Raw genomic sequence first — 21,471 nt, forward strand, 5'->3', positions numbered from 1 at the left:
CAGGCATAACAGTCATCTTCACTCTGAAAGTCTTCCTGGAAAATCAACCAACTCATTTCCCCATAATTTTGCTTAACCCCAATATTGCTGCTCATGATGTTTATTATAAATAATTGGGTCAGCTAAGTCAATAGGCCATAAAGTTATTTAAATAATAATTCTTACATTTTTGCAGACTTGGCCTGATTTACATTATTTATACGTTTCTTCTTTGGGAATATTACTAATTTTTTAATAAAGCCTTCTCCAACACTATGTGTTACAACCTCATTGTTTTGTTTTAATGTTAGATGAATTATCCTTCTGTCATAAGAATTCATTTGCCCTAAAGACATGGGTTTTCCATTTGTTATAGCCTTTTGTGCCATTTTTTCTGCAAGTTTTGATAGTTTTAGACGCTTTTTATTTAAATATCCAGCTATATCAACAGTAATATTTTGCTTAATACCATTGTTTTTCTTGACAATTTTTCCGATTATATATTGTATTGCATCAAGAGTTTGTCCTTGTTTGCCAATTATAACCGAAGGATTGGAGCAGTCAATTTCGTAAAATACTTCATTTTCATCAATTTTTACCGTTGTTTTAGCATCATCAGTAATAGTTTTTATAATTCTATTTAAAATATATAGACCCTTATCGATATTATTTTCATTATTATCACCAGAATTGATTATTTCTGAGAATTCATCTTCTATATTACTTGCTCCTTTATGTATCGTCTCCTCTTCTGTTTTTGTTTCTATATCTGGTATTGTTACTCTTATTTTAGCTTTTTTTGTTCCAACCAGACCAAATATTCCGCTTGAGCCATATGAAACAACATCATGTTTCAATGCATCTCTATTTATATTCAATTCCTTACAAGCTTTTTCTATTGCCTTTTCAACATTTATCCCATCGATTTCCATATAATGGGGCATATTAATCCTCCCTATCTAAGCATTTTTTCGTGAAATGATATTTTGCTGAAGAATTGACAACACATTGTTAACAAGCCAGTATAAAACCAGACCAGCAGAAAAATTGATAAATATTACCGTAAAAACAAGCGGTAAAAACATCATCATTTTTGCCTGCGCCGGATCTCCGACAGCAGGAGCCATTTTCTGCTGAATAAACATAGTCGCTCCCATAACTATTGTCAAAACAGGTATACCATATGGAGGCTCCATAAATGGAATAGTAAATGCAAAATGAAAAAGCCTGTCGGGAGCTGAAAGATCCTTTATCCAAAAAACAAAAGGAGCGTGTCGTAATTCTATAGTTTCATAAAGCATTCTGTAAAAAGCAAAAAATACAGGCAACTGAGCAACCATAGGAAGACATCCACCCATAGGATTAATCTTGTACGTTTTATACAAACCCATCAATTCTTCATTCATGCGCTTTTTGTCGTTGCCGTATTTTTCCTTAAGTTCTGCAAGAAGGGGTTGTATTTTTTTCATTTCATTCATAGATTTATAACTTTTTGACCCTAATGGCCAAAATATAATTTTAAAAAATATGGTAAGAAGAATAATAACTACACCATAGTTGGGAATAAAACTATATAAAAAATTCATCGCATATAAAACTGGCTTTGCGAGAAAATCAAACCAGCCAAAATTTACTGCTTTATTCAAATCATATCCAAGGCTGCCTAAAAGTTTCAAGCTTTTAGGACCAAAATAAAGTTTAAATTCTTTTTCTTCCTGTTCACCTGGCCGGATTTCTTTTTCCGGAAGGGTATATTGTTCTTCAAAATATCCCTTATCTTTAGCCTTCATATAAAGGCGCATATTAGCTTCTACAGGAGTAACCGGAATGATGGCAGACATGAAATAGCGATCCTGAATAGCAACCCATTTAATATTACCAGGGTAAGAATTTTTCTCTTCTATATTTTTTAGTTTTATCTGTTCAAGGCTGCCATTTATTAAAGCACTTGGGCCTTCGAAGCTATTTGTGCTTTTATTGCTCATATTATAGCTTTCGATGGAAACAAAAAGCCTGTCTTTTATTGATTGTGACGATTGATTTAAAACATTTAACTTTAATCCTATTAAATAAGTGTCTGCCGAAAATTTATATTTCTTTTCAATAATGACACCCTCGGGGGATTTCCAGTAAAACTTTATTTCTTTACTTCCTTGGTCTAATACTAAGTTGGCTGCAGCATTTGAATCTGCCGTATAAGTAGCATTTTCAATACCATGAACACTTTTTTCATCAAAACCCACTATCACGGTTCCGGTATTTAAATCTTTGGGAATTAATTCTTTTTTAGGTGAGTCAACATCAATAGTTTCATTATATTTCTTTAATTTAAAACTGGTAATAGCTGCGTTTTTTTCGTTAATTTTCACAGAATATAATGGGGTATTTATTTCAAAAACTCTTAAGGGCTTATTTTCCTGAAAAACAGTATCATCACTTTGTGATGATTTTTCCGGTGGGTTAATATTTTTATTATCTACAGGAGATTGTCTTTTATCTATATTTTGTACTTCTGTTATTTGTTTGGCAGGTTTTTTATCATTATAAAAATAATCCCACCCTAAAAAAACAATAAAAGACAAAGCAACGGCTATTATAAAACGTGCTTGTTCCATTAAATCCTCCCTGTTATCGTATGGAACCTATATTTATATAGAATCTTACAAATATAAGAAAAATAGCATTATATATTTTAATAAATAGAAAATATTTTATTTTTTTTCTAACTGGAAAAAAGGCATGGTTGAAGGATGTTCGTGCATGAAATAAAGATACCTATCCTCTTCAGGTATTGGTTTTTTTTGGTACCTGATCGATTCCACCTGGATTAAAAGGATGACATCTTAATATTCGCTTAAAAGCCAGAAATATTCCTTTGATTAAACCATGCTGGTTTATGGCAATAAAGGCATATTCGGAACAAGATGGATAAAAGCGACAAACAGGTCCGATAAAAGGAGATATGACAATCTGATAAAAACGTATAAAATAAAGCACAATATTTTTAATTATCAAACTCTTCCTCTATTTTTTTAAATATATTTAATAAATATAAATGCGTATTTTCAAACGTCAGATTAGCAGCCTCACTTTTTGGTATCACATTTATATCCCAATTGTTTTTAAACCTGCTTTTATTTACGCGAAAAAATTCTCGGATATAACGCTTTATTCTGTTTCGTTGTACTGAATTACCAATTTTTTTTGTAACAGTCAAACCAAGCCGGCATTTTTCAGTAGAACCAGGTGAATAGATTACCGTAACATACTTGTTTTTTATTCTATTTCCTTTTTTTGATAATTCATAAAATTCACGCCGTTTTAATATTCTTTCAGTTTTTAAAAAATTCGAATTCTCAAACTGCATTTTCGTAAAACTGCACTATTAAAGATTAATTAAGAAAAACTACCATATTTTTATATCTTACTATTTTAATAGTTAACCTTTTATTAAACGGTTAATCGCGCTCTGCCTCTTGCCCTTCTTCTATTTATTATATTTCTTCCCTGTTTAGTAGACATTCTTTTTAAAAAACCATGTGTTCTAACTCGTTTCCTTACGCTTGGTTGATATGTTCTTTTCATAACCTTTATATCCTTATTTGCTTAGTTTGTTTGCTGTTTTAGTAATGCTTGCAAAATAATCTTGTAACTAAAGGTAGTTATCTCATAATAATCGCTGAATAGAACATATATATCAACAGGTGTCAATACAAAAAGGCAAACCCTGTTTTGACCGAACACTATAGCAACTCCATAGTGAAATCTGAAATTCGTTTTATTTGATGTTTGCTGTGAGATATTAATATAATTGTGCAACATTCTTTCAGTGTCAGCAAAATATTTTCTATTATTCCAACGGATTTAGAATCTAAAAAAGAAGTGGGTTCGTCAAGAAGAAGAATTTCCGGTTCAAGGATACAGGTTCTGGCTAAACAAAGACGTTGCTGTTGACCACCGGAAAGAGATCTGGCGTCATCCTTTAATCTATCTTTTACTTCATCCCACAAATAAAACTTTTTCAAAGAATCTTCCACTTTATTTTTAATATATTTTTTATCTTTAAATCCGGAAAGCTTCATAGGAAAAGCAATGTTATTAAAAATACTCATAGGCAAAGGATTTGGAGTTTGAAAGACCATACCAACTGATCTGCGTAAAACCGGTAAAGAAACATTTTTATCATAGATATTTATCCAATTACCATTCAGGCATATAAGAACTTCACCTTCCATTCTGGCACCTGGTATTGTTTCCCATAGACGGTTAAATATCTTTAAAAAAGTAGTCTTTCCTTGTCCGGAATGACCGGCAACAACAAAAATTGAGTTTTCAGGAATTACAACAGATACTTTGTTTATTATCTGCTTTTTATAATAATAAAACGATATATCAGTTGCTTTGATGATATATTTATTATGGTTTTTATCTTTCATGAGCTGTACAGTATTCGATCAACCATTATATTTTTGATAATAAAAGCTGTTATAAAAAGACCGGCACATATTATTAACAATATAATGGCAGCAGCATATCCATTTTGCAACTCGCTAGAATTCCTGTACTGTGAAGAAATATAATATATATAAAATGGAAGGGCTTCATAACCTGACATCAGAGATTTTGGGATTCCTGCAGATGCAACTACACCTGTTAACATAATAACAGCAGTATCTTCGGCGCAGCGGCCTATGGCAAGAATCACACCGCTTGCAATCCCAGTAAGCGATCCTGGAAATAAGACATAAAGAATATTTTGTAAATTATCAGCACCCAGAGCCGGAGCAGTTAAACGAATATCAGGAGAAATATTTTCCATTGCAAACTGTGTTGTCCGAATTAGATAAGGAAGCACTAATATTGCAAGCGATATGGCTGAAATAAATAAACATGGATAAATTTCCTTTATGTAGCGATGCAGGAAAATAGCAAGGGAAAAGCCGAAAAGTCCGATTACAACAGATGGTATGCCAGCTAAAATATCATAAAAAAGACTAAATATATTTTTTATCCTGCTTTTTCCATATTCTGCAATATAAATTCCGGCCGCTATACCAATCGGGGCAGCCATACCAACAGCCAGAATAACCAATGAGTATGTTCCGACAATAGCTGGAAACAACCCGGAAAAAACCTGTTTACGCATAAGCAAAGCATCAGCCGGGGAAACATCTCCGAAAATCAGCGAAAGGCTAATAGATTTGCATCCATTTATAAAAAGATAACAAAGAATTATAAAAACAGCAGATAATAATACAACACCGCTAAACCATGCAAAGCTTATTACACATATTTCTATATATTTTTGCTTCAATTATTATTAAAATTCTTTCTTCCAAAAAATCGTATAAATAAAATCAATAAAGCTGTAAATGTGTATAGAACAAGGCCACAACTAAAAATTGATCTGAATTCAATGCTGTCAAAATCAGCTGCAATTACAAGTGCAATATGAGAAGTCAGCGTACGGGCCGAAGCAAATATACTATCAGGAACCGCCACAGCATTTCCTGCTACCATCAAAGCTATAAGCGTATCTCCCATAGCTCTTCCAAACGATAGTATAAATCCTGATAAAATACCTTTCCAGGAATTAGGAAGAATAACATATAGAAGCTTTTGAACAGCACTTCCTCCAAGTGAGTCAATAGCATCAGAATATGATTGTGGTATATTTTCAAATGTATCAGTGAAAATAATTATCATTGTTGGAGAAATAACCAAAGCCAGCATAAGAGAGGCGGAAAGGATATTCATGCCGGACCCGGCATTAAACATTTCCCTTATTATCGGTACAAGAAGAAAAATTCCTACAAACCCATATATAACTGTTGGAATTCCTGTCATCATCTGAATTGTTTTTTTAAAAAATTTTGCAAAATGTTTGGGAGCTATAACCGAAATTAACACGGAAGACCCAAAACTTATCGGAAAAGCCCAACACAAACTTAATAAAACAATAGATAACGTGCCTATCAGCATCGGATAAATGCCGAAAAGCCCGTGTTCAGGATTCCACGGGTTTACAAGGATCTTGAAAAAAAGCCCGCCTTTAAATAATGGCAGGCTTAAGATCACCATAAATATAAAAATTAAAATGGTTAAAGATGCGCTAAAAACGGCCGCAGCAAAAAAACTTTTTTCTATAAGTCTTCTTAATTTATTCACTGATTAACCGAAATAAACCCATGTTTAACCGTAATTTGCTGCCCTTGGGGACTGAACAGATAGTCTATAAACTTTTTTACAAGACCTTGAGGCTCTCCTTTGGTATTACTATAAAGACCCCGTGAAATTTTATAAGATCCGTTTTTTACATTTTCAACAGACGGTATGATGCCATCTAGTCTTACAGGTAAAACAGTTTCATCAATATGACCTACAGATAAATATCCAATACCGTATGGATCATTAGCAATTGCAGATTTCATTGCACCATTTGAAACTACAAAATTAGCTTTATTTGTGATTTCACCCTTATTTAAACCTTGTTTCCAAAACACTTCCCGTGTACCGCTTGAATTATCTCTTGTATAAACGTTTATTGGTTTATCAATACCGCCAAGCAATTTCCAATTATCCGTTTTACCGGAAAAAATATCTATAAGTTGTTGTGTTGTCAAGCTCTTGACCTGGTTTTTAGGGTTAACAGCCACGCCAACACCGTCAATCGCCCATTTAAACATTTTAAGTCCGTATTTGCTTATTTCCTCATCCTTTGGCTTTCTTCCTGAGTTTCCAATATCAACAAGTCCTTCCCCAACCTGTTTAATGCCAACCCCTGAACCACCGCCCGCAATACTTATCCTGATATCCTGATTATGGCTCATAATTTGTTTAGCCGCCTCCTGCATCACCGGAATATGGGCAGTACCACCTGATATTTTGATATCACCCTTTTCTCCATTAAACATATCAAGAGCTCCGGACCAGGCAATAGACGAATTTAAAATTATAATAAAAACTATCAAACCCATTTGAGACAATTTGTTTTCAAAGATTTTGTTAAGCATGTTTTTATCCTTTTTCCCATATAATGAGTTGTTCATATTATTAATCCACATCTTCATTAATCCACATCTTCATTTTTTATGGTTATCACATGCTAAAAACATGAGTCCAATTGAAAATTATCATATTATTCTGATTATAAATTGATTTAATCAATGCTCCAATAAGATTCTAATTTCTAATTTGAACAAATTTTGATATTTATAATCGGATATAAAACCTGTTGACTTTTTTTTCTTAAGACAGCAGATATCTTAAAAACTGAATATCATCATCCGGTGAAATATTCTTTTGGTTCTCAAATATCCAGATATATCTATTTCATTTTATTAATGAAGTATCGATATCATCGAATATTTTTTCATTTACAAAACAATTCATCTTGGAGAAATTATGAAATTAATAGCACCTTCTATCCTTTCGGCTGATTTTTCAATACTCGGAGAAGAAATAAAATCGGTTGAAAAAGCCGGAGCAGACTGGATTCATGTTGATGTAATGGACGGGCACTTTGTCCCGAATATAACTATGGGCGCTCTTGTAGTCAAAGCTGTGAAACCTGTTACCACACTTCCGGTTGATGTGCACCTCATGATAGAAAACGCAGACAATTTTATTCCGGACTTTGCAAAAGCGGGCGCCTCTTTTATTTCAGTACAGGTTGAAACCTGTACCCATTTAAACAGAACCGTTCAACTGATAAGAGAACATGGTGTCAAAGCCGGCGTTGCTTTAAACCCATCCACTCCACTTTCAGCAATTGAATGGGTACTTGAATACATTGATTTTGTCCTTGTTATGACTGTTAATCCGGGTTTTGGGGGACAAGCTTTTATAAATAACAGTCTTACTAAAATAAAAACACTCGATAGAATAATTAAGGAACAGGGTCTTTCTACCCTCATACAGGTCGATGGGGGGATAAACAAGGAAACGATTGGTGAAGTATCTGTCGCAGGTGCAGATATATTTGTGGCAGGATCGGCTATTTTCGGTAGTAATAATTATAAGGAAACTATCGATCTTTTAAAAAAAATAATAAATCCTTAGAAGATATCAAAAGCACCATCTCAAAACCGTGCTTCCCCATGTGAGACCTGCTCCAAAGGTGATTAACATCACATAATCACCCTTTTTTATAAGCCCCTTTCTGTTTGCTTCGTCAAGAGCCAGCGGAATGGAAGCTGATGATGTATTTCCATAACGGTCCACATTTATATAAAATTTTTCAAAAGGGATATCCAGGCTTTGTGCTGTTGCCTGAATAATTCTCATATTTGCCTGATGCGGCACCAGAATAGAAATGTCTTCGCCTGAAAGATTGTTTTGTTTCAAAGCCTGATTTGCAATATCTGTAAGAGAATTTACCGCTTTTTTAAAAAGCCGGTTACCATCCATAACCAGATAACTGGATTTCGGTTTCAATCCTTCAAGACATTCAGGCACATAAGAGTTTCCTTCCTTGCTATATAATAACTCCCACAATCTGCCATCTGATTTGAGATGACTCGAAAGGATACCGGTTTCTTTTTCGCTTGCTTTAACAACTACAGCTCCTGCTCCATCTCCAAGAAGGATGCATGTTCCTCTGTCTTTCCAGTTAAGAATAGTTGAAATTCTGTCTACCCCTATTGCAAGAGCTGTTTTGCATGCGCCTGAACAAGTGGCATTTTTCACTGTTGTCAAAGCATATAAAAACCCGGAACATCCGGCTGAAATATCAAAGGCTGCGGCATTTTGGGCGCCTAATATTTGTTGCACCATACATCCGGCAGAAGGAACAAGCCTGTCAGCGGTTACAGTGCCGACAACGATCAAATCAAGTTCTTCGGGAGACACATCTGCCATCTCCATGGCTTTTTGGGAAGCCAGCGCCGCCAGATCTGCAGTACCTTCTCCCTCTTTTAATGATATTCGGCGTTCCTTAATACCTGTTCGCCGAACGATCCATTCATCAGAAGTATCTACAAACTCACCTATCTCACTATTTAAAAGAGCTTTTTCAGGTAATGCGGACCCTGTTCCTATTATACATGCGTTAAACATATATTTTTATTTACCTCTATAAATTGTGTTACGATTATTGAAATAATTGCTATAATAAACATTGCATTTCTTAGGCTAAACTCGCTATGCTGTCAACTCCAATATATAATTGGCAGCAATCTTGTGTAAATATTTTTTCATTTTGAAAAAGGAAACGCAAGAAAATGTTTGTCTAAACAATGCATTTGGATGTTAATATAATCAACAGCGGTTTTACACCAAGCAGTTAACTTAATTATATAGGATATGATTTTACATATCAGGAGAAAACCATGTGGGAATATACAGATAAAGTTAAAGACCATTTTTTAAATCCCAGAAATGTCGGTGTTATTGATAATCCCGACGGAGTAGGAGAAGTCGGTTCCCTTGCCTGTGGTGACGCTTTAAAGCTCTACTTCAAGCTTGATGAAAACGGCAGGATAAAGGATGCAAAATTTCAGACTTTCGGATGTGCAAGTGCAATCGCATCTTCATCAGCATTAACGGAAATGATTATAGGCCGTACTCTTGAGGAAGTATCAAATATTACAAATGATGATATTGCAGCTTATCTCGGAGAACTTCCCAAAGAAAAAATGCATTGTTCTGTGATGGGCCGTGATGCTCTTGAAAAAGCCATAGCATTCTACCGTGGTGAAAAAGAAAAAAAGGTGGAAGGAGAGATTGTCTGCGAATGCTTTGGAGTTACTGATGTTGAAATAAAGCGGGCTGTTACCGAAAACAACCTCTCAACAATTGAAGATGTAACTGATTTTGTGAAGGCAGGCGGAGGCTGCGGCAAATGCCATGAAAAAATTCAGGAAATTTTAGATCAGATACACGGCGATGTTAAACCGGTTAAGAAAAAAACTGCAAAACTGACAAATATACAAAAAATAAAATTAATTGAAGAAACTATGGAAAGAGAGATAAAACCCGCCCTTAAAAAAGATGGTGGAAATATCGAACTTATTGATGTAGACGGAAACACCGTTATTGTCGAATTGCGCGGTACATGCGCATCATGCAGCAAATCCCAGATTACTCTCAAACACTATGTCGAATCAAAATTAAGAGAACTTGTTTCCCCGGATCTTATCGTTGAGGAGGTGCATTAATGAAACCCGTATATGTTGATAACAATGCAACCTCGCGTGTTGCGCCGGAAGTTCTTGAAGAGATGCTTCCTTATTTTACAGAGCGTTATGGCAACCCATCCAGCATGCATTCTTTTGGAGGACACGTGGATAGAGAAATAAAGCTGGCTCGTGAAAGAGTTGCGGGTTTGATAGGAGCTTCTCCATCAGAAATACTTTTTACAAGCTGCGGTACCGAAAGTGACAACACAGCCATTCGCGCTGCTCTTGTTTCAAATCCTGATAAAAAACATATTATTACAAGCAGGGTTGAACATCCGGCCATCAAAAATTTATTCGAAAATCTGGCTAAAACCGGATTTCGGGTTACATTTGTACCGGTGGATAACAAAGGACTGCTCGATCTTGAATATCTATACAGGCATCTTGATGATGATACTGCGATAGTAAGCATCATGTGGGCAAATAACGAAACGGGTGTGATTTTTCCTGTAGAGGAAATAGCACAAACCGTTAAGGAAAGAGGTATTGTTTTTCATACAGATGCCGTGCAGGCTGTGGGAAAAGTTCCTGTTGACATGAACAAGGTTCCTGCTGATATGCTTTCTTTGTCAGGCCACAAACTCCACGCTCCCAAAGGAATAGGAGTTCTTTATATAAGAAAAGGCACAAAATTCTCTCCTTTTCTGATCGGCGGACACCAGGAAAGCGGCCGCAGAGCCGGAACAGAAAATGTGGCGTCAATTATCGGTCTCGGCAAAGCCAGTGAAATGGCACTTTATAATCTTGATGAAACCGAAACCCGAATAAAAAATCTAAGAGACAAGCTTGAGAAATCCTTGATTAAAACTGTTCCAAACAGCATGATAAACGGAGATATGGATAAACGTTTACCGAACACAACAAGCATAGGGTTTGAATTTGTTGAAGGGGAAGCTATCCTTTTGATGATGAATGAGCTGGAAATCTGTGCTTCCTCCGGATCGGCATGCACCTCCGGATCTCTTGAACCTTCACATGTCCTGCGCGCAATGGGCGTTCCCTTCACAGCAGCTCACGGATCAATACGATTCAGCCTGAGCATATATAATACCGAAAAGGAAATCGATTTCATAATCGAAAAATTACCGCCCATTATAAAAAAGCTCAGGGAGTTATCCCCATTCTGGGACAAAAAGAAATGCTGATCACGCGCATCCTAAAATCGCATCGTTAGCCTTATAGTATATTTGATTTATTACCTATTTACATATTAATCACCATTTGGTGATTAATATGTAAAATTAATGATTTCAGTTTTACTTAATAATATACCTCTGGAAATGTAAATTTGCTTGACAAATTTATAAGTGTAGCTAAAATTATCCGATCTTTTTAAGGATCTTTTAGAAATTTGAGTTGGATCCCGTACAATGGCGTGCGGTTAAGCTAACTATAAGTATAAATAGACAAAGGCGTCTATTCCCAATTTTAGGGAAGACGCCTTTTTGTTTTTGAAGGTTGCAGATAATAAAATCTGCCGGGGTTTGTATATTGTTATCTGATGTATGTCATTCAATTATTTGAGGAGGTTTAAAATGAGATTTGAAAAAAGCAACGATGTTCTTGGAACTACCAACCGTGGCAATCCTGCCGAATCCAGCCTTTGTACACTTTGCAGAGCAGACTGTATGGGCAAATGCGAAACCTGGTTATCAAGCCTTGTAGGACGTAAACTGCTTTATCCGAGAAGCTACGGTATTGTAACAGCTGGTGCAAACAACACTACCCATGTCGGAGTCTCCTATAATTCACTTAGAATTCAGGGTTATGCCTATGGCGCTAATGGTCTTGGCGAAGGTATGACCAATAGTGCTGATGAATGTATTTTCCCTAACGTAAACCTTGAAACAGAGTTTGGAAGTGAGGTTAAAACCAAGATAAAAATACCTCTTATGACAGGAGCTTTAGGCTCAACCTTTGTTGCTGCAAAATATTGGGATTCTTTTGCAATTGGTGGTTCTCTGGTCGGCATTCCGGTTGTAATAGGTGAAAATGTTGTCGGAGTTGATCGCGAATCAAAAATCAAACCTGGTGAAACCAAAAAAGGCAAAATCGAGATATCTCCGGAACTGGACAGACGAATTGATACATATCTGCGTTATTACAATGGTTATGGCGCAATAATTGTGCAGCTCAATGTGGAAGATACCAGAAATGGTGTTGCCGAATATGTCGTAGATAAATATGGTGAGAAATGCATTATTGAATTAAAATGGGGCCAGGGGGCAAAAGATATCGGAGGTGAAATTCAGGTAACAAGCCTTGATTATGCACTTTTCCTGAAAAACCGTGGGTATGTGGTTGATCCTGATCCGGCCAAACCTGAAGTACAAGCTGCTTTTAAAGAAGGTTCAATAAAATCTTTTGCCCGTCACAGCCGTCTGGGTGGAACCACTTTGGATTCAGTAGGCCAGGTGCGTGAGGATTTTATGAACAGCGTGAAATATCTCAGGAGTATAGGCTTTAAACGAATCACATTAAAAACCGGATCTTATGGCATGGAAGAGCTGGCAATGGCAATAAAGTTTGCAACAGATGCCAAACTTGATCTTCTTACCATCGACGGTTCCGGCGGCGGAACCGGCATGAGTCCATGGAATATGATGCAAAGCTGGGGTGTTCCGTCTATAAACCTTCATTCTAAAGCCTACGAATACGCAAGTATTTTAGCTGCTAAGGGTCAAAAAGTGGTGGATATGTCCTTTGCCGGTGGTTTTGCTCTTGAAGATCATATTTTCAAGGCTCTTGCATTAGGTGCTCCTTTTATAAAGCTGGTATGTATGGGAAGAGCGATTATGATTTCCGGATTTCTTGGCTCAAATATAGAGGGCGCTTTAAATCATGAAAAAAGAGCGTTAATTAACGGCCACTGGTCTGAATTACCCAAAACGGTAAAAGAAGTTGGAAGCAGCGCAAAAGAAATTTTTGCATCGTATTTTGATGTAGAGAAATTAGTCGGTAAAGATGAAATGAAGAACATTCCTTACGGTGCGATTGCTTTCTACACATTAGCCGATAAGCTGTCCTGCGGTTTACAGCAGCTCATGGCCGGCGCAAGAAAATTTTCAACAAGTAAAATAGCACGTTCGGATCTTATGTCAGGAAACAGAGAAACTGCCAAAGAAACCGGCATACCGCATGTTGCTGATGTAAACGATGAAAGTGCAAAGAAAATTCTTAATTCATAAGCGTTAGACTAAAACCAATAAAGTTTATTGAAGTACACAGGCAATAAATAAAAACGCAGGGTCATCTGGCCCTGCGTTTTTATTTTTGTTTCATACACGGTTATTTTATCAGCGCTCAGCCTTTATCCGACTCATCTAATCCCCTGCAAAACAATTTATTTGTACCAAACCGGCTGTTCTTATTGTCCGGCTACTTCCTTTCCACAGTGTTTACAGACATTAGCTCTCTTTTTTATTATTTCAGCACAAAAAGGGCATTCTCTTGTAAAAGATTTTTCATGTATCTTTGAGATTGATTGTTCAACCTTTTCTTTAATAAGATTGTTTTCAAATTTTAAGTTTCTCAAAGGTTCGATTGCATCAACTTCACCAATGTCACCTATCATTTCGGCGGCTTTAAGCCTTACACGTGCTGGCTCTGTCGGATCGAGTATAATCCTCATAACCGATGGAGAATCTTTTGACACATAACATTCCGCCAGAATGGAAAATCCTTTTTTAGTAGCTTCTTTTAAGATTTCCTGTTGCGCCACTACCTGGTCATCTACAATTTGTCCTGTTCCTCCCGCAGAGCTAAACACCGTAATCAGCTCGAATTGTTCGGTACCCGGGTAGCAAATGCATCTATAGGAAGCACTATGGGAATAATTATCTTTAATGTTGTCCCATCCGCTTTTATATAAAGAACAATCATCATTAAAGCACATATAAAGATAAGGAGTACCCCATCCCAAGCCATCACCGCAGCTAATCGAAGGAACTTCCCATATACTCATTTCGGTTTTGCAATGTGGACAAACCGGTTTCTTCTGGTCAAGAATTTTTTCCAAAACCTGTTCTTTTGTCTCAAACATAATATTATCTCCGATAACTTTGTTTATAAGTATCCGGCTTATCAATTCCTGCTTTATAAAAGCTTTCTGCCGGCAACATATATCACAGTGCTTTTGAGATACCCCCAATTGTAATTTGTCAGCTAATTTATTAAACTCTCTGCAAGGGGGATACAAGTAAATCTCGTCAATAGCATTTAGATGAAAGTTAAGAGTCCGTTTGAAATTGTCAACATGTTAAAGCGAAACAGATTTTGAAAAACGCTTACGTATATTTTTTAAAAATCAAGTTTTATTACATGAATTTCTCCGGTATCAGTTTCTTTTATCTGAAGACGTAATTGCTTTGCCGATAAGGCTTCACCAGGAAAGAACAGTATTCCATGCGCCAAGCTTTTAGGAAATACTGCGGTTGTCTGAAGGGATTTTTCACGCAGGTCGCTTGTAATTGATTTTATAGCATCATCAGAACCATATCCGATTGCGCCTCCAATTGTCGCTCCGGCCGCTGCTCCGACAGCAGCCCCTTTTCCTGCTGCCGCGGCAACATTATCACCGGAAACAATGCCTATAGCTGCTCCTATTACCGCGCCGGCTGCTGCACCAAGAAACCCCTTATATGCACCTTCCTTAAAAGTTTCCTTTGTTTTTGTATACTTTGTGGCTCTTTCGTATGCTATGTCTTTGCTTAATATCGGCCAGAGATTTCCATTTTTATCTTCAAGAAAAGTTTGATTTGCAACAACTTCCAATGCATGAGATCCCTGGTTATCAAAAATCACCTGAACAGGAAGCATCCCTGCACCAAGTATATCAAAACCGAAAGTTTCTTTCGCTTTTGCTGAATCTGTAAACGCTCTTGCCGCTATGTCGGCACCTGCGATATTAACCGCATTATTTAAAGATGATGGAGATTTAAAAGGAAGGGGTTTCATTTCATATGTCGAACATCCGGCAAAAAGTATAAAAATAAATAATAAACTCAAAAAACAAGATAAATACCGTTTCATATCGGACCTCCGTTTAAAGAAAAATAATAGATAATCAGTGTTTTATCGGGATTAAACTTTTAAAGATCATTTAATTTTGCTCATATTCAAGAAAGGTCTGAATTTCAAAAACTTTTTAACTTAATAATTTCAAATCAAAAACGTATTGTCTTAAAGATTAATATAATATACATCGATGTCATTGTAAATCATTTATAACAAACACAAAATGGAGGTGCGAATGGAAGCTATAGATATGGTGGCTCAGCTTATGGTAATCTCTGCAACAACGGCTCCGAAAAGCAGAGGAGAAAATTATGTTTGCACTAAAATATTAAAAGATAAAGAAATTATAAAGCTTGCCAAAAAAATGACAGAGTTCGGAACCAAAAAAGCAAAAAAAGATTTTGACCGGGACGCAAAAAATATTTCCGCATCCGATTCAGTAGTGCTTATAGGCATAAAGGATGCAAAACCATTAGGGTTGGATTGTGGTGCATGCGGATATCCGGATTGCAATTCTCTTTCTTTGCAGAAAAAGCAAGGTGTAGATTTTATGGGTCCTTTCTGTGCTTTAAGAACACTTGATATGGGTATAGCAATTGGTTCTGCAGTAAAAACAGCAAGTATGTTTAATGTTGATAACCGTATTATGTACAGAATAGGCGCTGTGGTGCGCTATATGAAACTTGTTGACTGGGATTTTATTATGGGAATTCCTCTTTCCGTAAGCGGAAAAAATATATATTTTGACCGATAGGATAAACTTTCAAAAACCAATTGCAAGTTCAGGAATGGATAAATCCTTTTATTAAGAAAAGAATCAAGAATAAAGTACGGGCCGGAAATTTATAAGATCCGACCCGTATTTTATTTCTGATATAAAACTACAACATAGAGGTTTTAGGACAAATTTGAACTATAAGATTTATTTGTCAGCAACACCCTCCATCTCCACAACCTCCGCTTCCTCTATCATCGCAACTGCCGGATGAAGAGCAGCCACAACCGCAGCCTTCCTGAACCTGTGTGGGTGTGTTGCTGATTCCGACCACTTCAATATCAAAAGTCAATTCTTTGCCGGCAAGAGGGTGGTTTAAGTCCAATGTAACGTTTTCGTTGTCAATACCAACAACCTGAGCAGGCATCTGACGTCCGTCCGGCATCTGAAGACCGATAACCTGACCTGCTTCGGGAATTACACCAGGAGGAACTTCAGATAACGGAAAATAATGTATCAAATTATCTTCTCTTTGGCCGTAAGCATTTTCCGGTGAAAGTGTAAATGTTTTTTTCTCTTTTAATGACATTCCGAGAAGTGAGTCCTCAAACCCTTTTATCAATTGGCCTCCACCCATCAGTATTTCAAGTGGCATTCGACCTTCACTGCTGTCGAACACTTCTCCATTATTCAAAGTCCCTTTATAATGAACGCTGACATACATATTGTTTTCAACTTTTTCCATGAAATTCTCCTGTATTTAAATTTATTTCTGTTTAAAATATATACGAATGGGTGTAAGTCAAGTAAATATACGTTTTTTCTGATCCGCTACAGATCTGTTGACAAACTTTTTATGAAATTGTCAGGCCATAATTTTATCAGTTCTTTGCTTTCGCATGCTTTTCTTTTTATCAGTTAACAGGTAATCAATGGCTTGTAATTCCATTCAAGATAGGTTATTTATGGCATATTTTTATGTTAAGGAGTTAAAAATGAAAGAGATCGAAATCCATGGATCAACTGGCCTGTCGAAGATATTGGTCGGTGAGAATTTAATAAATCTAAAAAGCTACATTCCGGATGAAAATGTTGTCCTTATTACCGATGAAAACGTATCGCAATATTATCGCAAACAATTTCCCGACTATCCTGTAATCACTATCGGTACCGGTGAATCTGTAAAAACTCTGGATACAGCCGCATATATATATCAAAATCTGCTGGACATGAATGCTCAACGATCTACAATGCTTGTTGGAATAGGCGGTGGCATTGTATGTGATATTACCGGGTTTGTTGCTTCAACTTATTTAAGGGGCATTTCTTTCGGTTTTGTTTCTTCCACGTTGCTTTCGCAGGTGGATGCCAGTGTAGGGGGTAAAAACGGTGTTAATTTCAAAGGATACAAAAACATGGTGGGTGTTTTTAACCAGCCGTCCTTTGTAATATGTGATTTAAACCTCTTAAAAACACTGCCGGAAAGAGATCTGCTGAGCGGATTTGCTGAAATCGTTAAGCATGCTGCTATAGAAGATGCCGACCTTTTTGAATATCTTGAAAAGAATTATAAAAAAGCTTTGTCTCTCGACCTGAATGTAATAGAGCGGCTGGTATATGATTCTGTTGTAATCAAAGCATCAGTGGTGAACAGGGATGAAAAGGAAAAAGGCGAAAGGCGCAAACTTAATTTCGGCCATACTCTGGGTCATGCCATTGAAAAAACAACCGGTATTCCTCACGGTGAAGCTGTAAGCCTGGGTATGATATTTGCCGCATTGCTGTCTGTAAAAAAGGGATTGCTGTCATCTGCTGAAAAGCAACAACTTGCAACACTGCTGAAAAACCTTAAACTTCCAACAGCAGTTGATATCGACAAAAACAAAATTATGGATGCGCTCAATAAAGATAAAAAAAGAGAGGGCAAGGGAATCCATTTTGTATTGCTTGACGGAATAGGCAAAGCTGTTATAGAAGAAATTTCAATAATTGAATTACACCAGGCATTAGATAATGTGTTTGATAAGACGTAATTGTGGTATCAGGCAGGAGGCAGCAGAAACAAAATGGCGATGAAGCTGGATGTGCCGGTTATCGGTATCTTAAGGGGGATTGAAGCTTCTTTTTTTAAGGAAATCTTGCATGCTTCCTTTGGCGCAGGGCTTCAGGCTATAGAAGTTACTATGAATACCGAAAATGCTGCTCAAATTATTTCAACTTGCCGGGCATCTGTGCCTTCGGGAAAATTATTGGGAGCCGGAACAGTCCGAAATCCGGATGAAGCAAAAAAAGCAGCAGATGCAGGAGCTATGTTTTTCGTAACTCCAAACACGGATATTTCTGTAATTGAATATGCATTGTCCCGTAATATACCGGTTATTGCCGGAGCCTTTACTCCTACCGAAGTATATAATGCATGGTCTGCCGGTGCAGATATGGTTAAAGTATTTCCCTGCGGTCATTTTGGCCCGCAATACATAAAAGACCTGCTGGGCCCATTTGACAATATTGCACTTGTAGCAGTGGGCGGTGTTACTATTTCCAATGTTGGAGATTATTTCAGGGCAGGTGTTAAGGCGGTTGGGGTGAGCACCTCACTTTTCGGAAAAGCGGCTCTGGAAAACCGGAATATTGAAGATCTTGCAAAGAACGTAAAAAACTTTGTAGAAGAAAGTGCTAAACAGCTTTAAAGCACATAAGCTATCATTATAATATAAAGAAAATGTGGTAATCCGACATTTATTTAAGGATATATCATTTTACGTAAAATCAATAATAAAGGAGAATTAAAAAAGATGTTTAGGCCGGAAATTAAGGTATTGGATTGTACGGTCCGAGACGGGGGTCTGATGAATAAATGGCAGTTTGAGGATGATTTTGTCCGGGCGGTTTACCAAGCCAATTCCAAAGCTGGCGTTGATTATATGGAAGTTGGTTACCTCAGTTCGGAAAGTGCGTTTCCCCGCGATAAGTTCGGACCCTGGAGGCTTTGTGCTGATGAAGATATAAGGCGGGTTATCGGTGAAGGCGAAAGAAAGATTAAACTATCCGCTATGGCTGATATCGGAAGGATTGACTATGATGACATCCCCTTAAAATCGGAAAGCATGCTTGATATGGTCAGGGTCGCCTGCTATGTGCATCAGATTGATGCAGCAATAGAACTTGCCCATCATTGCATGGATAAAGGTTTTGAGGCAACCATCAACCTGATGGCTGTTTCCACTGTAAAAATGAGGGAGCTTGATGAAGCTTTAGATGATCTTTCGAAAAGCAGGGTGCCCATTATTTATCTTGTGGACAGCTTCGGTGCTTTTTACTCGGAAGACATCGATATGCTGTCGGCCAAATATATGGAACGTCTTCCCGGAAAAACAATAGGAATTCACACACATAACAACCAGCAGCTTGCCTTTGCAAATACCATTTCATCCATAATAAACGGTATCAACTATTTAGATGGCAGCTTTTACGGCATAGGACGGGGAGCCGGCAATTGTCCTCTGGAACTATTGATTTCATTTCTCAAAAACCCCAAGTTTAATGTCCGACCGATCATTGAGGCCATAGAATCTCACATCTTTCCATGGCGGGAAAAAATCGATTGGGGTTACTTTGTTCCGTATATGGTAACAGGGGTTCTGAATCAACACCCCAGAAGTGCAATGGCCCTCATGGAATCGGATAAAAAAAATCAGATCCTGGAATTTTATGACCAAATGACGAATTTGGTGGAGTCGTTATAAAACCAGCCGGAAAAGCCTCCTGCCATAGATTTGAGGCAGGAGGCTCATAATATTAAGATGGAACGCTATACGGTTTTAAGATTTTGCAGCTAGTGGTTGGAACAGAAATAATCTTGATTTTAAGGCTTTGATTGTAGATCGTTTGATTGATAATACAACAAGTTGCGGAATTAAGTTAAGAGCGTCACCAATATCCTTCCGGATTGCAGCAAAACGGAAAGAACTCCAGGATAAAATAGATGATTTAAAAAAACGGCCATTCGGCCGCAATATTGTTAACAACCCGGATCTTGGCAGCAAATCCAGGAAGGCCCGCGGATTTAACACAGCAGCCAGAAACGCGCAGATTGAAATGCTTCAAAAGCAGATCGACGAACTATATAAAACACAATGAATATTATCTGGCTTGTTCTTATCACCGTCAGTATTATCACTGCGGTTTTTACCGGAAAACTGGAGGATCTGACAAAAGCTATTTTCGACGGGGCAAAAACAGCCGTTGAGATATCGCTTTTTCTGGCAGGCATTGTATCCTTGTGGCTCGGTATCACCAGGATAATAGAGGAATCGGGGCTCATTTATAAAATTTCACGTTTTTTCAAGCCTGTTATCAGCCGTCTCTTTAAAAATATTCCCGAAAACCATCCTGCTGTTTCATCCATCACGCTTAATATCCTGGCAAATTTCTTCGGGCTTGGAAATGCTGCAACACCGCTTGGTATCAAAGCAATGCAGGATCTTCAGACTTTAAATGAAGACAAGGAGAATCTGACATTTGAGATGATGCTTTTTATCGTGGTAAATACCGCAAGCATACAGTTTGTGCCTTTTACCATTGTGGGGATTCTTTCGGATTTCGGCTCTTCAAATCCTTCCGGCATAGTATTTCCTACATTATGCGCAACGCTGATATCCGCTGTTATTGCCGTATGCATATTGTTCCTTTTTAAAAGGCTGGCCAAATGAAGATCATCGGTTATATCTCCCAGCTTATGATCCCGGCTTTTATAATGTTTGCGGTTTTGTATGGCGCATTCAAAAAGGTGCGGGTATATGACTCGTTTGTGACAGGGGCAAAAGAGGGAATCCAGGTAATTATAAAAATCTTTCCGTATCTTCTTGCCATTTTTATAGCGGTTAAGGCTTTTGCCGCATCCGGCGCTTTTGATATTATTAAATCGGCCTTATCCGGCCCGTTTGCTTTATTCGGAATTCCCCCGGAAGTGTTGTCCGTTGCGATTATCAAACCCCTTTCAGGAAGCGCGTCAACAGCAATTTTTACCGATATAGTAAAAAACACCGGCCCCGATTCGCTTGCAAGCATAATTAGCGCAGTTATTATAGGCAGCGCAGAAACTACTTTTTACGTTCTTGCAGTTTACCTGGGAGCGGTCGGGATCCGTAAAACAAAATACCTGGTGCCGGTATGTGTGATCGCCGACATCGCAGGCATTATTATCGCAATTGCTGTTGTGAAACTGATGTTTTGATAATTCGGTACCAGCTATTGGCAAAGCAGTAATACGCGGTGAGAAACTCGCAAAGGCGAATAAATATTTGCTTATTAATGAATAAGTTTGTAAGTTAACTACGTCCCATAAGTTACCTGTTAATTGTGAATTATGAATGATAAATTATAAATTATAAATTATAAATTTTCCCACCATTCATAATTATTCCTTTTTATTTTTTAATGTAATAATCTAAAGTTTCACCGAAATGATGCATGGTTTACTCACGCGACCATCCGTAACAGCGCGTCCACGAAAGATTTTCGGGAGAGTTTCTGGTTTTTGTTGCAAACGGCATTAAAATCATCAGCCAACGCGGCCTTGGC

The 21,471-nt window shown here is 37.3% G+C and carries 24 protein-coding genes; 11 read left to right on the forward strand and 13 right to left on the reverse strand.

The annotated features are described in order from the left end of the window. Nucleotides 1-161: 161 nt before the first annotated feature. From jag to VXK47_RS17280, 9 genes are all read right to left on the reverse strand, one after another. Entirely contained in the window at nucleotides 162-923 is a 762-nt protein-coding gene (gene jag, locus VXK47_RS17240) for a protein jag (protein ID WP_435550021.1), read from the reverse strand. 15 nt (nucleotides 924-938) lie between these two features. After that, nucleotides 939-2,594 (reverse strand): membrane protein insertase YidC, encoded by a 1,656-nt coding sequence (gene yidC, locus VXK47_RS17245; RefSeq protein ID WP_435550022.1) that lies wholly within the window; start codon nucleotides 2,592-2,594, stop codon nucleotides 939-941. A 169-nt stretch (nucleotides 2,595-2,763) separates the two neighbouring features. Then, nucleotides 2,764-2,976 (reverse strand): membrane protein insertion efficiency factor YidD, encoded by a 213-nt coding sequence (yidD, locus tag VXK47_RS17250; protein WP_435550044.1) that lies wholly within the window; start codon nucleotides 2,974-2,976, stop codon nucleotides 2,764-2,766. Nucleotides 2,977-2,983: 7 nt separating this feature from the next. Then, the gene (rnpA, locus tag VXK47_RS17255) at nucleotides 2,984-3,346 is read right to left on the reverse strand and encodes a ribonuclease P protein component (RefSeq protein WP_435550023.1); all 363 of its coding nucleotides are present in this window, start codon (nucleotides 3,344-3,346) and stop codon (nucleotides 2,984-2,986) included. A gap of 83 nt (nucleotides 3,347-3,429) precedes the next feature. Beyond that, nucleotides 3,430-3,564, reverse strand: a complete 135-nt coding sequence (gene rpmH, locus VXK47_RS17260) for a 50S ribosomal protein L34 (protein ID WP_435550024.1) — start codon at nucleotides 3,562-3,564, stop codon at nucleotides 3,430-3,432. 158 nt (nucleotides 3,565-3,722) lie between these two features. Continuing rightward, entirely contained in the window at nucleotides 3,723-4,415 is a 693-nt protein-coding gene (locus VXK47_RS17265; protein WP_435550025.1) for a phosphate ABC transporter ATP-binding protein, read from the reverse strand. Beyond that, nucleotides 4,412-5,293 carry a PstA family ABC transporter permease gene (locus VXK47_RS17270; RefSeq protein WP_435550026.1) on the reverse strand — a complete coding sequence of 294 codons (882 nt, stop codon included), beginning with the start codon at nucleotides 5,291-5,293 and terminating at the stop codon, nucleotides 4,412-4,414. The genes VXK47_RS17265 and VXK47_RS17270 overlap by 4 nt, the downstream gene beginning before the upstream one ends. Beyond that, entirely contained in the window at nucleotides 5,290-6,147 is an 858-nt protein-coding gene (locus VXK47_RS17275) for a PstC family ABC transporter permease (protein ID WP_435550027.1), read from the reverse strand. Before VXK47_RS17275 ends, VXK47_RS17270 begins: the two co-directional genes overlap by 4 nt. Next, entirely contained in the window at nucleotides 6,144-6,992 is an 849-nt protein-coding gene (locus VXK47_RS17280; protein ID WP_435550028.1) for a phosphate ABC transporter substrate-binding protein, read from the reverse strand. The genes VXK47_RS17275 and VXK47_RS17280 overlap by 4 nt, the downstream gene beginning before the upstream one ends. 391 nt (nucleotides 6,993-7,383) lie before the next feature. Between VXK47_RS17280 and rpe the strand changes: the two genes are divergently transcribed. Next, on the forward strand, nucleotides 7,384-8,040 hold the full coding sequence (rpe, locus tag VXK47_RS17285) for a ribulose-phosphate 3-epimerase (RefSeq protein ID WP_435550029.1): 657 nt from the start codon (nucleotides 7,384-7,386) through the stop codon (nucleotides 8,038-8,040). 6 nt (nucleotides 8,041-8,046) lie between these two features. Here the strand turns inward: rpe and VXK47_RS17290 are convergent, their stop codons facing one another. Next, nucleotides 8,047-9,036, reverse strand: coding sequence for a beta-ketoacyl-ACP synthase III (locus VXK47_RS17290; protein ID WP_435550030.1), 990 nt, complete (start codon nucleotides 9,034-9,036; stop codon nucleotides 8,047-8,049). A gap of 272 nt (nucleotides 9,037-9,308) precedes the next feature. Between VXK47_RS17290 and nifU the strand changes: the two genes are divergently transcribed. From nifU to VXK47_RS17305, 3 genes are all read left to right on the forward strand, one after another. Continuing rightward, nucleotides 9,309-10,136, forward strand: a complete 828-nt coding sequence (gene nifU / locus VXK47_RS17295; protein WP_435550031.1) for a Fe-S cluster assembly protein NifU — start codon at nucleotides 9,309-9,311, stop codon at nucleotides 10,134-10,136. After that, on the forward strand, nucleotides 10,136-11,302 hold the full coding sequence (nifS, locus tag VXK47_RS17300; RefSeq protein ID WP_435550032.1) for a cysteine desulfurase: 1,167 nt from the start codon (nucleotides 10,136-10,138) through the stop codon (nucleotides 11,300-11,302). The genes nifU and nifS overlap by 1 nt, the downstream gene beginning before the upstream one ends. 390 nt (nucleotides 11,303-11,692) lie before the next feature. Then, entirely contained in the window at nucleotides 11,693-13,345 is a 1,653-nt protein-coding gene (locus VXK47_RS17305; protein ID WP_435550033.1) for a glutamate synthase-related protein, read from the forward strand. 179 nt (nucleotides 13,346-13,524) lie between these two features. Here the strand turns inward: VXK47_RS17305 and VXK47_RS17310 are convergent, their stop codons facing one another. Together VXK47_RS17310 and VXK47_RS17315 are read right to left on the reverse strand one after the other, a co-directional pair. Beyond that, nucleotides 13,525-14,199, reverse strand: coding sequence for a zinc ribbon domain-containing protein (locus tag VXK47_RS17310; protein ID WP_435550034.1), 675 nt, complete (start codon nucleotides 14,197-14,199; stop codon nucleotides 13,525-13,527). A gap of 257 nt (nucleotides 14,200-14,456) precedes the next feature. Next, a complete protein-coding gene (locus VXK47_RS17315; protein WP_435550035.1) occupies nucleotides 14,457-15,188 on the reverse strand; it encodes a hypothetical protein in 732 nt (243 codons plus the stop codon). A 220-nt stretch (nucleotides 15,189-15,408) separates the two neighbouring features. On the opposite strand from VXK47_RS17315, the gene VXK47_RS17320 reads away from it, so the two are divergent. Continuing rightward, nucleotides 15,409-15,927 carry a ferredoxin domain-containing protein gene (locus VXK47_RS17320; protein ID WP_435550036.1) on the forward strand — a complete coding sequence of 173 codons (519 nt, stop codon included), beginning with the start codon at nucleotides 15,409-15,411 and terminating at the stop codon, nucleotides 15,925-15,927. A 175-nt stretch (nucleotides 15,928-16,102) separates the two neighbouring features. On the opposite strand, the gene VXK47_RS17325 is transcribed toward VXK47_RS17320, so the two are convergent. After that, nucleotides 16,103-16,633: an FKBP-type peptidyl-prolyl cis-trans isomerase gene (locus VXK47_RS17325; protein WP_435550037.1), complete on the reverse strand. Its 531-nt coding sequence runs from the start codon at nucleotides 16,631-16,633 to the stop codon at nucleotides 16,103-16,105. Between the two features lie 250 nt (nucleotides 16,634-16,883). On the opposite strand from VXK47_RS17325, the gene aroB reads away from it, so the two are divergent. The 6 genes from aroB to VXK47_RS17355 all read left to right on the forward strand — a co-directional run bounded on the left by aroB (nucleotide 16,884) and on the right by VXK47_RS17355 (nucleotide 21,124). Beyond that, complete coding sequence (gene aroB / locus VXK47_RS17330) at nucleotides 16,884-17,921, forward strand: 3-dehydroquinate synthase (RefSeq protein WP_435550038.1); 1,038 nt, start codon at nucleotides 16,884-16,886, stop codon at nucleotides 17,919-17,921. Between the two features lie 33 nt (nucleotides 17,922-17,954). Continuing rightward, entirely contained in the window at nucleotides 17,955-18,578 is a 624-nt protein-coding gene (locus VXK47_RS17335) for a bifunctional 4-hydroxy-2-oxoglutarate aldolase/2-dehydro-3-deoxy-phosphogluconate aldolase (RefSeq protein ID WP_435550039.1), read from the forward strand. Nucleotides 18,579-18,683: 105 nt separating this feature from the next. Next, nucleotides 18,684-19,634, forward strand: coding sequence for an aldolase catalytic domain-containing protein (locus tag VXK47_RS17340; protein ID WP_435550040.1), 951 nt, complete (start codon nucleotides 18,684-18,686; stop codon nucleotides 19,632-19,634). Between the two features lie 142 nt (nucleotides 19,635-19,776). After that, nucleotides 19,777-20,028 carry a hypothetical protein gene (locus VXK47_RS17345; RefSeq protein ID WP_435550041.1) on the forward strand — a complete coding sequence of 84 codons (252 nt, stop codon included), beginning with the start codon at nucleotides 19,777-19,779 and terminating at the stop codon, nucleotides 20,026-20,028. After that, on the forward strand, nucleotides 20,025-20,600 hold the full coding sequence (locus VXK47_RS17350; RefSeq protein WP_435550042.1) for a nucleoside recognition domain-containing protein: 576 nt from the start codon (nucleotides 20,025-20,027) through the stop codon (nucleotides 20,598-20,600). Before VXK47_RS17345 ends, VXK47_RS17350 begins: the two co-directional genes overlap by 4 nt. Further along, a complete protein-coding gene (locus VXK47_RS17355) occupies nucleotides 20,597-21,124 on the forward strand; it encodes a spore maturation protein (RefSeq protein ID WP_435550043.1) in 528 nt (175 codons plus the stop codon). The genes VXK47_RS17350 and VXK47_RS17355 overlap by 4 nt, the downstream gene beginning before the upstream one ends. The last annotated feature ends 347 nt before the right edge of the window (nucleotides 21,125-21,471 follow it).

Source organism: Desulfobacterium sp. N47, from assembly GCF_051233685.1.
Lineage (GTDB): Bacteria > Desulfobacterota > Desulfobacteria > Desulfobacterales > RPRI01 > RPRI01.

What these genes read in the sequence shown, in the direction of transcription:
- jag (WP_435550021.1), bottom strand. Translation starts at nt 923, where the DNA reads ATGCCCCATTATATGGAAATCGATGGGATAAATGTTGAAAAGGCAATA.
- yidC (WP_435550022.1), bottom strand. Translation starts at nt 2,594, where the DNA reads ATGGAACAAGCACGTTTTATAATAGCCGTTGCTTTGTCTTTTATTGTT.
- rnpA (WP_435550023.1), bottom strand. Translation starts at nt 3,346, where the DNA reads ATGCAGTTTGAGAATTCGAATTTTTTAAAAACTGAAAGAATATTAAAA.
- rpmH (WP_435550024.1), bottom strand. Translation starts at nt 3,564, where the DNA reads ATGAAAAGAACATATCAACCAAGCGTAAGGAAACGAGTTAGAACACAT.
- VXK47_RS17265 (WP_435550025.1), bottom strand. Translation starts at nt 4,415, where the DNA reads ATGAAAGATAAAAACCATAATAAATATATCATCAAAGCAACTGATATA.
- VXK47_RS17280 (WP_435550028.1), bottom strand. Translation starts at nt 6,992, where the DNA reads ATGCTTAACAAAATCTTTGAAAACAAATTGTCTCAAATGGGTTTGATA.
- rpe (WP_435550029.1), top strand. Translation starts at nt 7,384, where the DNA reads ATGAAATTAATAGCACCTTCTATCCTTTCGGCTGATTTTTCAATACTC.
- VXK47_RS17290 (WP_435550030.1), bottom strand. Translation starts at nt 9,036, where the DNA reads ATGTTTAACGCATGTATAATAGGAACAGGGTCCGCATTACCTGAAAAA.
- nifU (WP_435550031.1), top strand. Translation starts at nt 9,309, where the DNA reads ATGTGGGAATATACAGATAAAGTTAAAGACCATTTTTTAAATCCCAGA.
- nifS (WP_435550032.1), top strand. Translation starts at nt 10,136, where the DNA reads ATGAAACCCGTATATGTTGATAACAATGCAACCTCGCGTGTTGCGCCG.
- VXK47_RS17305 (WP_435550033.1), top strand. Translation starts at nt 11,693, where the DNA reads ATGAGATTTGAAAAAAGCAACGATGTTCTTGGAACTACCAACCGTGGC.
- VXK47_RS17310 (WP_435550034.1), bottom strand. Translation starts at nt 14,199, where the DNA reads ATGTTTGAGACAAAAGAACAGGTTTTGGAAAAAATTCTTGACCAGAAG.
- VXK47_RS17315 (WP_435550035.1), bottom strand. Translation starts at nt 15,188, where the DNA reads ATGAAACGGTATTTATCTTGTTTTTTGAGTTTATTATTTATTTTTATA.
- VXK47_RS17320 (WP_435550036.1), top strand. Translation starts at nt 15,409, where the DNA reads ATGGAAGCTATAGATATGGTGGCTCAGCTTATGGTAATCTCTGCAACA.
- VXK47_RS17325 (WP_435550037.1), bottom strand. Translation starts at nt 16,633, where the DNA reads ATGGAAAAAGTTGAAAACAATATGTATGTCAGCGTTCATTATAAAGGG.
- aroB (WP_435550038.1), top strand. Translation starts at nt 16,884, where the DNA reads ATGAAAGAGATCGAAATCCATGGATCAACTGGCCTGTCGAAGATATTG.
- VXK47_RS17335 (WP_435550039.1), top strand. Translation starts at nt 17,955, where the DNA reads ATGGCGATGAAGCTGGATGTGCCGGTTATCGGTATCTTAAGGGGGATT.
- VXK47_RS17340 (WP_435550040.1), top strand. Translation starts at nt 18,684, where the DNA reads ATGTTTAGGCCGGAAATTAAGGTATTGGATTGTACGGTCCGAGACGGG.
- VXK47_RS17350 (WP_435550042.1), top strand. Translation starts at nt 20,025, where the DNA reads ATGAATATTATCTGGCTTGTTCTTATCACCGTCAGTATTATCACTGCG.
- VXK47_RS17355 (WP_435550043.1), top strand. Translation starts at nt 20,597, where the DNA reads ATGAAGATCATCGGTTATATCTCCCAGCTTATGATCCCGGCTTTTATA.